The organism is Microbulbifer pacificus (genome assembly GCF_033723955.1).
GTDB classification, from domain to species: Bacteria; Pseudomonadota; Gammaproteobacteria; order Pseudomonadales; family Cellvibrionaceae; genus Microbulbifer; species Microbulbifer pacificus.
Window position 1 is genome coordinate 2,207,864 of sequence record NZ_CP137555.1, and the last position, 15,412, is coordinate 2,223,275.

Here is a 15,412-nt window from a genome sequence, read left to right on the forward strand (position 1 = left end):
CCATGGCGGAACTCAGCACCCTGGCCCGGCCTTACGCGAAAGCGGCTTTTGCCCACGCGCAACAAGCCTCCGACCTCGCCGGTTGGAGCGTTGCGCTGGCAACCGCAGCAGCGGTCAGCCAGAACGAAAAGATCGGCGAACTGCTGGATGATCCCCAGCTGACCAGTGACGCGCGCGCGGAAAAATTCCTGGCGGTGTGCGGCGACTTCAGTGCGTCGCAGCAGAATTTCATCAAGCTGCTGGCGGAAAACCACCGCATGGCACTGCTGCCGGAAATTTCCCACCTGTTCGAAGCCCTGAAAGCGGACGCGGAATCCACTCTGGAAGTGGAAGTACTTTCCGCCCGTGCCCTCAGCGAAGAGCAGGCCCAGCGCCTCACCCTGGCACTCAGCAAGAAGTTCTCCCGCGAGGTGCACCTGCACAGCGCGGTAGATGAAAGCCTGCTGGGCGGCGCGATCATTCGCGCCGGCGACACGGTGATCGACGGTACCGTGCGCGGCCGACTGGCCAAACTCGCCGAGGCGATGAACTCCTAAATTACCTTCCCGGCCGGCGCAGCCCGCCGGGAAATCGAGGAACAGAGCATGCAGCAACTGAATCCCTCCGAGATCAGTGAAATCATCAAGAGCCGCATCGACAATCTCGATGTGAGCACCGAAGCCCAGAACGAGGGCACCATTGTTTCCGTATCCGACGGTATCATCCGCATCCACGGCCTGGCCGACGTGATGTACGGTGAGATGATCGAGTTTGAGGGCGGCGTCTACGGTATGGCGCTGAACCTGGAGCGCGATTCCGTTGGTGCTGTTGTACTGGGTGACTACAAGTCCCTGGTTGAAGGCCAGAAGTGCCGTTGCACCGGCCGCATCCTGGAAGCGCCGGTTGGTCCGGAGCTGCTGGGCCGCGTGGTGGATGCACTGGGCAACCCGATCGACGGTAAAGGTCCGCTGAACACCAAGCTGACCGACGCGGTGGAAAAAGTAGCCCCCGGCGTAATCGCCCGTCAGTCCGTTGACCAGCCGGTACAGACCGGTCTGAAAGCGATCGACACCATGATCCCGATCGGCCGCGGCCAGCGTGAGCTGATCATCGGCGACCGTCAGATCGGTAAGACTGCGGTAGCGATCGACGCGATCATCAACCAGAAAGGCACTGGCATTAAGTGTATCTACGTTGCCATCGGCCAGAAGCAGTCTTCTATCGCCAACGTAGTACGCAAGCTGGAAGAGCACGGCGCCATGGACCACACCATCGTGGTTGCTGCTGGTGCTGCTGACCCGGCTGCGATGCAGTTCCTGGCGCCCTACGTCGGCTGCACCATGGGCGAGTACTTCCGCGACCGCGGTGAAGACGCCCTGATCATTTACGATGACCTGACCAAGCAGGCCTGGGCCTACCGTCAGATCTCCCTGCTGCTGAAGCGTCCCCCGGGCCGTGAAGCATACCCGGGTGACGTTTTCTACTTGCACTCCCGCCTGCTGGAGCGCGCCGCGCGTGTAAACGCCGAGTACGTAGAGAAGTTCACCAACGGTGAAGTGAAAGGCAAAACCGGCTCCCTGACCGCGCTGCCGATCATCGAAACCCAGGCGGGTGACGTTTCCGCATTCGTTCCGACCAACGTAATTTCCATTACCGACGGTCAGATCTTCCTGGAAACCGACCTGTTCAACGCCGGTGTTCGTCCCGCTATCAACCCGGGTATCTCCGTATCCCGCGTAGGTGGTGCCGCGCAGACCAAGATCATCAAGAAACTGTCCGGTGGTATCCGTACCGCTCTGGCTCAGTACCGCGAACTGGCAGCCTTCTCCCAGTTTGCTTCCGATCTGGACGAAGCGACCAAGGCCCAGCTGGACCACGGTCAGCGCGTAACCGAGCTGATGAAGCAGAAGCAGTATTCTCCGCTGTCCATCGGCGAGATGGCGGTTTCCGTTTACGCTGCGGACAAAGGTTTCCTGAAGAACGTGGAAGTCAACAAGGTACTGGACTTCGAATCCGCCCTGCACGCTTACATGAATAGCGAGCACGCAGAGCTGATGTCGCAAGTGAACAGCACCGGTAACTACAACGACGAGATCGACAGCGCTTTCAAAGCTGCAATCGAGAAGTTCGTCGCTACCGGTAGCTGGTAAGTACCCGTGTGCAGGGGTGGGCTCGCCCTCCCCTGCAGGACTAATCCGGCAAAAGGTAACTGACTATGGCAGGCGGAAAAGAAGTACGCACAAAAATTGCCAGCATCAAGAGCACGCAGAAAATCACCTCGGCCATGGAAATGGTCGCGGCGAGCAAGATGCGCAAGGCTCAGGATCGCATGGCACTGGGGCGCCCTTACGCAAGCCGCATTCGCGCGGTGCTTGGTCATGTGGCCAACGCCTCGGCGGAATACCAGCATGTCTACCTGCAGGAGCGTGAAGTCAAGCGCGTGGGTTACATCCTGGTATCCACCGACCGCGGTCTGTGCGGCGGCCTGAACATCAACATGTTCAAGGCGGCCATCCGCGATATGCAGTCCTGGAGCAAACAGGGCGTTGGCGTGGATATCTGCGCGATCGGCAACAAGGCGGTCAGCTTTTTCAAAAACATCGGTGGCAACGTGGTCGCCGCCTTACGGGATGTGGGCGATGCCCCGCAAGAAGCGCAGCTGCGCGGCCCGGTAAAGGTGATGATCGACCGTCTCGCTGCCGGTGATATCGACCGTCTCTACCTGGTGTCCAACGAATTCGTGAACACCATGACCCAGAAGCCGCAAATCCAGCAACTGCTGCCGCTCAAGAAGGAAGAAGATGAGCAACAGCACCAGTGGGATTACCTGTACGAGCCCGAGGCGGTCGAACTGCTCGACGGTCTGCTGGTGAGCTACATCCGTTCCCAGGTGTACCAGGCGGTTGTAGAAAACAAAGCGTGTGAACAGGCTGCACGTATGATTGCGATGAAGAGCGCCACCGACAACGCCGGTGAGCTGATCGACGCACTGCAGCTGGTTTACAACAAGGCGCGCCAGGCAGCGATTACCCAAGAGCTGTCCGAAATTGTTGGCGGCGCCGCGGCGGTCTGAGGCGGCCGAGTAAAGATTTGAAATTTGAGGATCGGGAAATGAGTAACGGGCAAATTGTGCAAGTTATCGGCGCGGTCATCGACGTGGAATTCCCGCGTAATGCCGTACCGAACGTATACGATGCACTCGTGTGTGAGGAAAAGAACCTCACCATGGAAGTGCAGCAGCAGCTGGGCGATGGCGTGGTTCGCGCTATTGCCATGGGTTCTTCTGAAGGTGTTCGTCGCGGTCTCGCGGTAACCAACACCGGCGCTCCGGTTTCCGTACCGGTGGGCGTAGAGACCCTCGGCCGCATCATGGACGTACTGGGCAACCCCATCGACGAATGTGGTCCCATCGGTGAGAAAGAGCGCTCCTCTATCCACCGCGCTGCGCCGACCTACGAAGAGCAGTCCAGCTCCACCGAACTGCTGGAGACCGGCATCAAGGTTATCGACCTGGTATGTCCGTTCGCCAAGGGTGGTAAGGTTGGTCTGTTCGGTGGTGCCGGTGTAGGTAAAACCGTAAACATGATGGAGCTCATCAACAACATCGCCACCGAGCACAGCGGTCTGTCCGTGTTCGCCGGTGTAGGTGAGCGTACTCGTGAAGGTAACGACTTCTACCACGAGATGCAGGAAGCTGGCGTTGTAAACGTCGAAGAGTTCGCCAAGTCCAAGGTAGCGATGGTTTACGGCCAGATGAACGAGCCGCCCGGCAACCGTCTGCGTGTGGCCCTGACCGGCCTGACCATGGCCGAGAAGTTCCGTGACGAAGGCCGTGACGTACTGCTGTTCGTCGACAACATCTACCGTTACACCCTGGCCGGTACCGAAGTATCCGCACTGCTCGGCCGTATGCCGTCTGCGGTAGGTTACCAGCCGACCCTGGCGGAAGAGATGGGCGTTCTGCAGGAGCGTATTACCTCCACCAAGACTGGCTCCATCACCTCTATCCAGGCGGTATACGTACCGGCGGATGACTTGACCGACCCGTCCCCTGCGACCACCTTCGCGCACTTGGACTCCACCGTAGTACTGAGCCGTGACATCGCCGCCAAGGGTATCTACCCGGCTGTTGACCCGCTCGACTCCACCTCTCGCCAGCTGGATCCGCTGGTAATCGGTCAGGAGCACTACGAGTGTGCCCGCGGCGTTCAGTCTGTACTGCAGCGCTACAAGGAGCTGAAGGACATCATCGCGATTCTGGGTATGGACGAGCTGTCTGAAGAAGACAAGCAGATCGTAGCCCGCGCGCGTAAGATCGAGCGCTTCCTGTCTCAGCCGTTCCACGTAGCGGAAGTATTTACCGGTGCTCCGGGCAAATACGTGTCCCTGAAAGAAACCATCCGCGGTTTCCAGGGCATCCTGAACGGCGACTACGACCACATGCCAGAACAGGCCTTCTACATGGTCGGCACCATCGACGAAGCCGTCGAGAAAGCCAACAAGAAGTAAGGCACGTGTGTGAAACCCGGAAATTTTTTCGGGTTTCACAAGGCAAACAGCTGAGAATGTGAGGTAGCCTTATGGCTATGACTGTACATTGCGACATTGTTAGCGCAGAGGAATCCCTCTTCTCCGGTCTGGTGAAGATGGTGGTTGTGAGCGGCGTAGAGGGTGAGATAGGTATTACCTATGGTCACGCTCCCCTGCTTACCGCCCTCAAGCCGGGCCCGGTCCGTGTCATCAAGGACACTGGTGAGGAAGAGGTCTACTTCCTGCGCGGCGGCTTTGTTGAAATCCAGCCGAATGTGGTGACCGTGCTCGCCGATCTCGCCGAGCGCGAAATCGACGAGGAAGCGGCGCGCAAGGCTCGCGAAGAGGCGGAACACGCCCTGCGCAGTGCCCCGGCGGATATCGACTACGTCCGCGTTTCCGCGCAACTGGCCGAAGCCGAAGCGCGCCTGCGCACCCTGCAGGCGATCCGCAAGGCAGCCGGCAAGTAAATCTGCAATTCAGCAGGTCAAAAAAGCAGCTTCGGCTGCTTTTTTTGTGCCCAAAATTTGCCGCTCCGGGAATTTGGCGTTTAAATTAACGGGCAAATAATAAAAACGGATCGAGTTTTAGGGATGAAGAAATTCTTATTAATGTGGTTAATTACCACCGTTGCCTATGTTCCAACGGGTTTTGCGCGCCAGTGGAGCGAATACAGCTCAGACAACTTCACCGTCTATAGTGATGTGTCAACGCGCCATGCAGAGTCCCTGCTACAGGATATGGAACGCTTTCGTGCCGCAGTATTGATGTTTACAGGCTTGCCTGACGTACCTGAAGACCGTCGATTACAGATCTTTCATTTCAACAGCCGCTCTGAGTTCCAGGGCTTCACCGATAAAAGGGAAATAGCGGGTTTTTACCAGGAAACCTGGGATGGCCCACTAATCTTCTCCCAGAAGGGAACTAGCTGGAGTATTCCGGGAAGCGGGGTAATGTTTCACGAATACGTCCACCACCTTATGCGTGCGCGCAGCAATATGACCTACCCTATGTGGTACTCAGAGGGCTTTGCAGAACTTCTGGCGAGTGCCACGCTAAAGCGTGATCAAATTTCTCTGGGTCTAGTACCCGAATGGCGTCGGCCAGTATTTGATGGCCGCGCTTTCAGGGGTCCTTTGGCCGTTCCTGAGTTGCTACAACCAGATTTTGACGCTTCTAGTGGCAGTTACTGGGAGAGTTTTTACGGTTCTGCATGGCTGTTCACGCACTACCTGCAGCTGGGAGATCTTGCTGACAACCCGTCCTACCGTAAACAAACCCGGGATTACCTGCTCGCGGTGCATAACGGAGCGGAACCAATAACCGCATTCGAAGATCACTTCGGTGTGTCCGCAGACGCCATGGAAACGGAGCTCAGGAAGTACAGAAGAAGGGGGATACGTGGTGCCAGTTTTACCAGTCCTGCATACGATAAGCCGATAGGACACCGAGAAATCCCTGATCATGAACGCTACTACCTGTTGGCAGATAAGGCATTTGAAGTAGGTCAAGAACAGCTAAGCCGTAAATACCTGGATAAAGCGCTAAAACAGAAACCAAATTGGCATCCTGCGCTCGCATTGATCGCAGTATTGGAAAATCATGCGAATACACCTGAAACACTAAGCGCAGCAGAAAAAATTATGACCAATCTGCGTGCTAGTCGTCGGGCCGCACCGGGAGACATTGATGACTATCGCACTGCGATGAATCTGGCGCATTATTTTATGGACAAGCTAGATGAGATTCGCAAGACCGGGCAATCCGACCATGGCTTGCAAGATTGGGCTGTAAACTATGGTCAAATAGCTACCTCCCTCAACCCGGACTCAATAGCAGCACACCGTGTTCTATGGAGGGCTCAAAAAAATCCTCACGCGCCAGTGACCGCTTTGAAAACCATGATGAATGCCTATCAGCTCAATCCCGATAGTCTGTTTATTAATAAAGAAATCGGCTTCTACCTCGCTGATGCGCGACGTTTGGACCTGGCAGCACCGTTTCTTGAGCGGGTTTTAGCCTGGTCGCACCCAGGGCGAGATCGCACCAAGGCGAAAAATCTTCTCGCCCGGTTGCAAGAACAGCAGGAGGAGTCTGCTGTCAGCGCAAATTAACGGGCGTAACACCCAAAAAATCGCATGTTGCTGCGAAGTGTCTTGTGATTATGTTCCCAGATGGAACGCTTCTTTGCGGGAAATGAAGTGAATAAACCCATTATTGAGCCGTGTATAGGGCTGGCACTGGGAAGCGGTGCTGCGAAAGGATTCGCGCATATCGGTGTGCTTCGAGAATTGGATGAAATGGGGATTCGCCCCCAGGTCATCGCCGGTACCTCCATGGGTGCTTTTGTCGGAGCCGCCTATGCCGCTGGTGCGCTTGACAAGCTGGAAGAGTGGGCGCGGAAGCTGGATAACTGGCGGGTATTTTCGCTGCTGGATATCAACTGGTCGCTCAACGGCGGCGTAATCGGCGGCATCAAGCCATTTCGTGCATTTTTCGAGGATTTCGACTTCGAAAATATCGAAGATCTTCCCCTGCCATTTACCGCGGTTGCCACCGACCTGCACAGTGGCCAGGAGATCTGGCTGCAGGAAGGAAATCTGCAGGATGCGGTCAGTGCATCCTGCTCCATTCCCGGGCTTCTCTCTCCCAAGGCGCTGGCGGGCCGCTGGCTGGTGGACGGCGCCGTGTCAAATCCGGTACCCGTTGATGTGTGTCGGGCGATGGGGGCAAGCAAGATCATCGCGGTAGATGTCACCGAAGACACGGTTCCGCTACTGGACCGCGAGCACGGTGAAGTACGGCGCGCCGTGAGTGCGAAATCATCCCGCGAGGAAGAAACCGAACTGGTGGCCGAGAGCATCGAGTTTGCCGGTGGCATGCACATGACGGAGCGTGCGGCGGGTCCGGTCAAAGGATTTACCAGGCTGGTTGAACAAGGCAGGGAGCAGCTTTCCCAGTTGCGTATCAAGCGCGATCCAAAGCTCACACCGCCCGGTATGTTCGACACCATGCGCCGGGCCATGGAAATTCTCGAGCGCCGCCACAAGCGTGCGCGCATGATGGGTGCACCGCCCGATGTACTGATTCTGCCAAAGGTTGGCGACATCGGTGGCAACGATTATTCCCGCGCGGCAGAGGCCATTGAGGCCGGCGAAAAAGAAGCGCGCAGGTTGCGCACCTGGCTTGAGGATTTGGTTGCCAGTGCCTGATTTCATGTGTGGAACTCGATCCAGCTTTAACCGGTGAAATACTGAAGGCGGTGGTATGCGGGGGTTGTTCTTTTTACTGATGGCGCTGCTCAGTACCTGCGTAGCTGCCGCTGACTGGTACGAATATCAGTCAGAAAATTTCACCGTCTATTCCGATGTCCCCGAGCGTCGGGTCAATGCGCTGATGCGGGACCTGGAGCGCTTCCGCCGTGCAGCCCTCTTCTTTACCGGTCAGGAAGAAATACCGGAAAACAAAAACCTGCGGGTATTCCACTTTCGCGATTCTGCCGAATTCGAAAAATTCACCGGCGACCGCAAAATAGCCGGTCTGTACCGGGAGACCTGGGAGGGACCGTTCATTCTCTCCCGCGATGGCGACCACGGCATTTCCGGATCCGGCCTGATTTTCCACGAGTATGTGCATCACCTGATGCGCGAGCGCAGCGGGTTGACCTACCCGCGCTGGTATTCCGAGGGCTTTGCCGAATTGCTGGCGAGCGCCGAGCTACGCCGAAAAGACGTCGTGGTCGGCGGGCTGCCGGAGTGGCGTTTGAGTGCCTGGGCAGAGGAGGACCCTCTGACCATTAAACAACTGCTGGCACCGTCGCCACTCGCCGCACAAAACGGTGAGGACAACAGCCGCTACTGGAACAACTATTACGCCAGCGCCTGGCTCCTTACCCACTACCTGCAACTGGGCTATAACGCCGGCCATCCGGATTACCGTGCCGCCACCGCCGGCTACCTGAAGGCGGTGGCGGCGGGAGAAAACCCCTTCGAGATCTTCGCGGAACACTTCGGCAAGCCCATCGCAGAAATCCAGCGGGAGATGTTCGCCTATATGCGCGATGACATTCATCGCCACAAACTGGATATTCCCGAATACCAATACTCCATACCCCGCCGCACCCTCAACCAAAACGAGCGCCTGTTTCTGCTGGCAAGTGAAGCCGCGGATTTCGCCAAGCCGAAACTCGCCATGGACTACCTGAAACGGAGCGAACAGCAGGGTCTTGGTTGGCAGGAAAATCTCACCGCCATGGCGGTGATTGAAGCGCAGGGAAAGAACTACAAGCTCGGCGAAAGGGTTGCGAAGGAAATCGGCGAGCACGGCCAGATCAGCCATTTGACCGCGGCAAATCTCGCCCAGTATTACCTGCTGCGCTTGCAGGCCCTGTCTCTTACCCGCGAATGGAGCGAGGACTATTACCAGCAGGCGGTGAAATTCGGGAAAATCGCCGTGGAGATGGGGCCGGACTATTTGCCCGGCTACCGCTGCCTGTGGACCGTTTATCAGTTGAATGGGGAAAGCGAGCCGGCACTGCAGATCATGATGAGTGCCTATCAGCAGGCACCAAATCACCTGAACATGAATTCTGCGATCGGTTTTTATCTCGCGCATCTGGGCAAGCCGGAACTGGCTCGCGAATATCTGCAGCGGGTAGTGGCCTGGTCGCACTCGGATGAACTGCGCACTACCGCGGAAAAGGCTCTGCAGCAGGCCAGATAATCCCGGAAAAAACCTATAAAAAAGCCCGCAGCAAAAACTGCGGGCTTTTTGTTTCAACAGCAGAAACGGATCAGTGTACCCAGTGGTGGCGTTCCTGTTTCTCCTGGATTGCTTCCGCGGCTGGTGTCGGCATGGCGCTCACTGGTAAACGTTCGTGGAAGAACGCCAACCGCTGCTCGCCGTCTACCTCATCCATAGTGGCCGCGTCGAACACCTTGCCGTTGATCACGGTGTACTTGATGTTTTCGGACTGACGCAGGTTTTCCAGCGGATTGCCATCGACCACGATGATGTCCGCCAGCTTGCCCGCTTCCAGGCTGCCGAGATCCATGTCCATGCCCAGGTAGCGGGCGCCGTCGATGGTACCGGCGCGGAAGGCTTCCCACGGGGTGAAACCGCCCTGCTCCATCATCCACAACTCCCAGTGGGCACCGAGGCCCTCGCGCTGGCCGTGGGCACCGATATGCACCGTCACGCCCTTGTCGCGCAATTGCTTGGCGTGGCGCGCCACATTGAAGTGGTTGTAGTGGTTATCCGGCGACTTCTCGCGACGGATGGAGCGCGGGTTGACGATAAAGTCGGGGGTGAAGCGGGTCAGGCGCTCGTTTTTCCAAACGTCGGTATGGTCGTACCAGTAGTACTCGCCGGTGAGACCGCCGTAAGCCACCACGAAGGTCGGGGTGTAACCCACCTTGGTCTGGCTCCACAGCTGCTCTACGTCGGAGTAGATATTGGCAATCGGCAGCGAATGCTCGACGCCGGTGTGACCGTCCACAATCATGTTCATATTGTGCTGGTACTTACCGCCGCCCTCCGGCACCACCATGATGCCGTGCTTGCGGCCTGCCTCCAGCACCTGCTGGCGCTGCTCCCTTCGAGGCTGGTTGTAGCTCTTCACGGAAATCGCGCCCATTTCCTTCAGGCGGCTCACGTGAAACTCGGCGTCTTCGAGGCTATTGATCTTGGCGCGGTAGCCGGGACCCTTGGCACCGTAGAGGATGGTACCGGTGGAGAAAATGCGCGGGCCGTTGATGATGCCGGCCTTCTGCATTTCCGCGGCGGAGAAAATCTCACTGCTGTCGTTGGATGGGTCGTGAATGGTGGTCACGCCGAACGCAAGGCTGGAGTACAGGTTCCAGTTCTGCTGCGGAATGATCTCCTCGCGGCCCTGGGCGCCGTGGGCGTGGACGTCAACCAATCCTGGCAGCACCGTCTTGCCGGTGACGTCGATGCGCTGGGCACCAACAGGGATTTCCACCTCGCTGGCGGCACCCACCGCCACAATGCGGTTACCGCGGAATAGCACCACACCGTTGTCGATGACTTCCTGGGCCTTTTCCGCATCGCGCATGGTGACCACGGTACCACCGGTCAGGGCCACCAGCTTGTCGCTGTGGGCAAATTTCTGCGGGAAGCTGAGGTCGATACCTTCACTTACCGGCTCCGGCAGTTGCTCCGGGGCGCCGGTGACGAAGTCGAACGCGTCCTTCAATTGGCGCTGGTACAGTTTCGGGCCGTGGGCCCAGCCCAGGGTCTGGCTGTCGGCGGACCAGTGCAGGTTCTCACCGGCGCGCTTGGACACCTGGGTGACTTTCACTGCGGTGGCGTTGGGACCGATCGCTTCGGACTTGCCGGTGTGCATGAACGGTGCGGCGTAGGCCTTGAAGTCCTGGGTGAATGCCACCCAGCGGCTGTCCGGGGACAGGCGGAAGGAGGTGATCTCGGCGCCATACAAATGCTCGCGCTCGTCCTTGCCGTTGGTGTCCACACTTTTGAACACGCGCTTGCCGCCGTCGGCGTACACGAAATCGGAGAAGTAGACGCGGTCGCTGTCGGCACCGAAATGCGGCTCGTAGCCGGACTTGGCAATGCGGCGCTGCCAGTCACCGTCGGCGTCGGCCAGGTAGACACCGGGCTCGAGGGAGTACTCCGGACTCAGCAGGTAACCGCCGGTGAAACGGCGGAAGGCCACCAGTTCACCGTCGGGGGAGAAGCTCGGCTCCACGTACAGGCCGGGCTCCTTGGTGATGGTCTTGCCGCGGCCGTTGCGCGCGGAAACCACACGTACCTGGCCGAGCTTTTCATCGTCCCAGGTCACGTAGGTAATCTGCTTGCCGTCGCGGGACCAGCTGGGATACAGCTCGAAATACTCATCCTGGCCGGTCAATCGACGACGTTCGCCGCTGTTAACGTCCTGGATATAGATCTTTCCCAGGGCCTGGAAAGCGATCTGCTTGCCGTCCGGCGACTTCTGCGCCCAGCGGATCATCTTCACGTCGAACTGCTCGGGCGCCACATCCACGGGAAAACGAACCGCTGCGGCCACTTTCTTCTCGGTCTTGATGTGGGCAACGATCTCGCGCGCACCGCGCTCGATGCTGCTGCCATCGGCGGCAATGCGCAGGAATTTGCCCTTGCTCCACACGATCAGGGATTTGCCATCCGGCATCCAGTCGTACTGCACATAGTTGCCGTGGGAACCGAAGGTCTCCTGCAGGTCGCGCTCGAGACCGCTGTAGACCGGGGTTTCCAGACCGGTGTGCAGGTCCTTCACGAACAGCGAGGTGTTGAAATCCTGGCGGCGGACAAACGCCAGCTTGTTGCCGTCCGGGGAAGGCATGGGCGCGATGGAACCGCCGGGGCCGGAGACGAAAGTCTCTTCCTTGCCGTCATTCAGGTCGTAGCGGTTGATGGCGAACAGCTGCTGGGTGGAGTTCTTATTGTACTCCCACACGGTGCCCGGGGTGGTGTCGATGGTGTAATAGATGTAGCGGCCATCCGGTGAGAACACCGCGTCGGAGATGTTCTTCTGCGCGATGTCACCGCCCAGGCGCGCCTTGATCTGGCGACCTTCACCACCGCCGTGGTGGTACATCCAGATTTCGCCGGCGGGAATACTGCGGCCGGACATAAAGCCCTTGCGCGCCACCAGATACTGGCCGTCCGGTGACCAGCTGGGTGCATGTACCAGGTTTTCCTTCTCGGTGGTCAGTTGGCGAAGGTTCGCGCCGTTGCGGTCCATCACCCAGATGTTGTCGGCGCCATCGCGGTCGCTCACGAACACAATGGATCTGCCGTCGGGACTGAAGCGCGGCTGGGTATTCCAGGCAATTTCATTGGTCAGCGCGCGGGCCTCACCACCGGCCACCGGCACCTCGTAGATATCCCCCAGCATGTCGAAAATGATGCTCTTGCCGTCGGGGCTGATATCCAGGTTGCTCCAGGTGGTCTCACGGGTGTCCAGCGGCACAGACTTGAACTCGTAGGGTGGATTGTTCACATCCCACTTATCGGCGTCTTTGGCGCTCTCTTCCGCCTGCGCGGCGAAAGGCAATGCCAGAGCAATACCGGCGCTGCCGATCAGGCGCGCCAGTTTGCTGGCCTTGAAATGGTCGATCATGGATGGCTCCCAGGTGTGCGGGGTTATCGTTATGTCTTCGGCGGCACTGATGGCACCGCTCTTGTACTGTTCACTGCAACTTGTTCGCAGAAGGTCCAAAGGGTAAACCCGGGATCAAATTACGGGAATGACAGGAAAAGGCAATGGATCTGCGCCGAACGGCATAATCCTCGGGTTGTGTAAATTTCACTGGAATTTGCTGCGCCCACAACCGGCTGTACCGGCTGATACGCTGATCGCGAGGATACCCGGACGCCGCAGGTGCTGCCTGTGTCAGCCGAGATAGGAAGCATCTGTCGTAAAAACCACATCAAACTCCTGTTCGGCAACGAATTCCGCCATACGCTCGGTGAGCAGTTCGCGCCACTCGTCCACCTGATCTATACAGGCATGCTGGTGCCCTTCATCCAGGAGGATACGCGCATGCAGGTATACCGAGCGACCGGTTTTGACGATGCTGAGGGACCAGTTTTGTCCCGGAATATCCACCATTGCGTCGCGGAAGGCGCGGCGAATCTCGCGCTGGACATCGATTGGTGGGGATGCCAGCAGTACTTCCATCAGGTTGCGGTACAGGGTTCGCGCGGGTACCGGCAACATGACCAGCACCATCGCGACAACCAACCAGGAATCCACAAACGGCAGCCAGCCGCCAAGTGCATCACCAAAGCGCCACACCAGGGCAAAGGCACACAGCACCACCGCACTGAGTACGCCGTCCATCATCCAGGCAAAGGCGTCCACCTCGATCATGGTGGAGCCGGTTTTTTGGGCGATACGGCGCAACACCAGATACACCGCCAGGCAGCCGACACTGGCGATCGCCGCGTAGATGACAGCCCTGCCCGCATCCAGAGTACGCCCACCCTGATACAGCGCCGCAATGGCGGAAGACAACGCCATCAACATGACCCCGAGAATCACCATGCTTTGCAGTACATTGAATGCCGGCTCGAAGCTCGCATACCCAAACGGAAAGTGGCGATCGGCATCGCGCCGGATGATGCGCGAAACCGCCAGCATCACCAGCGACATGACGAAGTTCACCAGGGAGAAGACGCCGTCGAGAAAAATGGCCTCGGAACCGGTCCAGTGGGAAAAACCGAAACCCAGTGCCGCCATGATCAGGCAACCGACGATCGACAGCCACAGCCCCCGAGTCTCCATTTTCTGAACCCCAAACCATGTTGGTAAATATTCGAAGTAGACTCTGGGATATTAGTGGCAATTCTTGCCCTGATAGGGGGCGCAACTTGTGGTATTGACGCGAAGTCGCCACAATTCGCGGCCATTCTAAGATTTAGCTTCCGCACTTGTAGGAATTTCATGGCTATCGATATCGTCATTCTCGCCGCCGGCAAAGGCACCCGTATGCGTTCCGACCTCCCCAAGGTCCTGCACCCCATTGGTGGCGTGCCCATGCTGGGGCGGGTGATCGACGCGGCCAAGGCATTAGGTGATGTGGAGATTACCGTGGTCATCGGTCACGGCGCTGAGAGAGTGCGCGAGCGCTTTGTCGATAGCGGTGTGCAGTTTGTCGAGCAAACCGAACAGTTGGGCACCGGGCATGCGGTCGCGCAGGCCATCCCCTATTTCAGGGAAGGTGCCACGGTACTGGTGCTTTATGGCGATGTGCCACTGGTCAAAACCGCCACCCTGCAAAACCTGCTGCAGGCGTCGAACAGCGGCCCCGCGCTGTTGTCGGTGGTGATGGACGATCCCAGTGGCTATGGACGTATCGTGCGCGATCAGTCCGGCCAGGTGCAGGCGATCGTGGAGCAGAAAGACGCCGACGCCGCGACACTCGAGATCGATGAGATCAACACCGGCATTCTCGCCGCTCCCGCCGATTTACTCGCGCAGTGGCTGCCGGAACTCTCCAACAATAACGCCCAGGGTGAGTACTACCTTACCGACGTGATCGCGCGCTCGGTACGCGAGAACATCGCCGTGACCGGAGTGGTGGCCGATGATCCGGTGGAAGTCGCCGGCGTCAACAGTCGCGCGCAACAGGCGGAACTGGAGCGCGCGCTGCAGTGGGACAATGCCGCTGCCTTGATGGCCGCGGGCGTCACCCTGCTGGACCCGGCACGGTTTGACCTGCGCGGGTCACTTAGCTGTGGCGCCGACGTCTCCATCGACATCAACTGTATTTTCGAAGGTGACGTGTCTCTCGGCGACGGCGTGCAAATCGGCCCGAACTGTCTGCTGAAAAACTGCCAGCTGGCGGCCGGCACGGTAGTGGAGGCCAATTCGATCATCGAAGACGCCACCGTTGGCGAGGCCTGCACCATCGGCCCCTTTGCGCGTCTGCGCCCGGGCACCGAGTTGGCCAGCGGCGCCAAGGTGGGCAACTTCGTTGAGACCAAAAAAGCCAAAATCGGCCGCGGCAGCAAGGTCAACCACCTGTCCTACATCGGCGATGCCGAGGTCGGGGAAGACGTCAATATCGGCGCCGGCACCATCACCTGTAACTACGATGGTGTGAACAAGTCCAAGACCACGATTCGGGACCGGGCCTTTATCGGCTCCAACTCCGCGCTGGTGGCTCCGGTGGAAATCGGTGCCGGAGCGACCGTGGGCGCCGGTTCCACCATTACCCGAGAAGTGAGTGCTGACGAACTGGCGGTGGCCCGCGGCAAGCAGCGGAATATTTCCGGGTGGCAGCGACCCGTCAAGAAGTCCTGAGCGGACGTTGCCGCTTTGAGTCTCACCCGGTGGCGCCGAACCACCGGGTGCCGACCTTTAAAACTCGCTAAAACAAGCCGCCCCCAACAACTA

General features: G+C 58.4%; 11 protein-coding genes. 9 read left to right on the forward strand and 2 right to left on the reverse strand.

The window, feature by feature from the left end; genetic code table 11:
• The first annotated feature begins 2 nt into the window (after nucleotides 1–2).
• From R5R33_RS09545 to R5R33_RS09580, 8 genes are all read left to right on the forward strand, one after another.
• Nucleotides 3–536, forward strand: a complete 534-nt coding sequence (locus tag R5R33_RS09545; protein WP_318952467.1) for a F0F1 ATP synthase subunit delta — start codon at nucleotides 3–5, stop codon at nucleotides 534–536.
• A 48-nt stretch (nucleotides 537–584) separates the two neighbouring features.
• Nucleotides 585–2,129 (forward strand): F0F1 ATP synthase subunit alpha, encoded by a 1,545-nt coding sequence (atpA, locus tag R5R33_RS09550; protein WP_318952468.1) that lies wholly within the window; start codon nucleotides 585–587, stop codon nucleotides 2,127–2,129.
• A 65-nt stretch (nucleotides 2,130–2,194) separates the two neighbouring features.
• Nucleotides 2,195–3,052, forward strand: coding sequence for a F0F1 ATP synthase subunit gamma (atpG, locus tag R5R33_RS09555; RefSeq protein WP_318952469.1), 858 nt, complete (start codon nucleotides 2,195–2,197; stop codon nucleotides 3,050–3,052).
• A gap of 38 nt (nucleotides 3,053–3,090) precedes the next feature.
• Nucleotides 3,091–4,488 carry a F0F1 ATP synthase subunit beta gene (atpD, locus tag R5R33_RS09560; protein WP_318952470.1) on the forward strand — a complete coding sequence of 466 codons (1,398 nt, stop codon included), beginning with the start codon at nucleotides 3,091–3,093 and terminating at the stop codon, nucleotides 4,486–4,488.
• 71 nt (nucleotides 4,489–4,559) lie between these two features.
• Entirely contained in the window at nucleotides 4,560–4,979 is a 420-nt protein-coding gene (locus R5R33_RS09565; RefSeq protein ID WP_318952471.1) for a F0F1 ATP synthase subunit epsilon, read from the forward strand.
• Nucleotides 4,980–5,102: 123 nt separating this feature from the next.
• On the forward strand, nucleotides 5,103–6,623 hold the full coding sequence (locus R5R33_RS09570) for a hypothetical protein (protein WP_318952472.1): 1,521 nt from the start codon (nucleotides 5,103–5,105) through the stop codon (nucleotides 6,621–6,623).
• Nucleotides 6,624–6,710: 87 nt separating this feature from the next.
• Nucleotides 6,711–7,721 carry a patatin-like phospholipase family protein gene (locus R5R33_RS09575; protein WP_318952473.1) on the forward strand — a complete coding sequence of 337 codons (1,011 nt, stop codon included), beginning with the start codon at nucleotides 6,711–6,713 and terminating at the stop codon, nucleotides 7,719–7,721.
• A gap of 55 nt (nucleotides 7,722–7,776) precedes the next feature.
• A complete protein-coding gene (locus R5R33_RS09580; RefSeq protein ID WP_318952474.1) occupies nucleotides 7,777–9,231 on the forward strand; it encodes a tetratricopeptide repeat protein in 1,455 nt (484 codons plus the stop codon).
• A 70-nt stretch (nucleotides 9,232–9,301) separates the two neighbouring features.
• Here the strand turns inward: R5R33_RS09580 and R5R33_RS09585 are convergent, their stop codons facing one another.
• Both R5R33_RS09585 and R5R33_RS09590 read right to left on the reverse strand, forming a co-directional pair.
• Nucleotides 9,302–12,631, reverse strand: coding sequence for an amidohydrolase family protein (locus R5R33_RS09585; RefSeq protein ID WP_318952475.1), 3,330 nt, complete (start codon nucleotides 12,629–12,631; stop codon nucleotides 9,302–9,304).
• 273 nt (nucleotides 12,632–12,904) lie between these two features.
• Entirely contained in the window at nucleotides 12,905–13,798 is an 894-nt protein-coding gene (locus R5R33_RS09590) for a cation diffusion facilitator family transporter (protein WP_318952476.1), read from the reverse strand.
• Between the two features lie 159 nt (nucleotides 13,799–13,957).
• Between R5R33_RS09590 and glmU the strand changes: the two genes are divergently transcribed.
• The gene (gene glmU, locus R5R33_RS09595; RefSeq protein ID WP_318952477.1) at nucleotides 13,958–15,319 is read left to right on the forward strand and encodes a bifunctional UDP-N-acetylglucosamine diphosphorylase/glucosamine-1-phosphate N-acetyltransferase GlmU; all 1,362 of its coding nucleotides are present in this window, start codon (nucleotides 13,958–13,960) and stop codon (nucleotides 15,317–15,319) included.
• Nucleotides 15,320–15,412 lie beyond the last annotated feature (93 nt).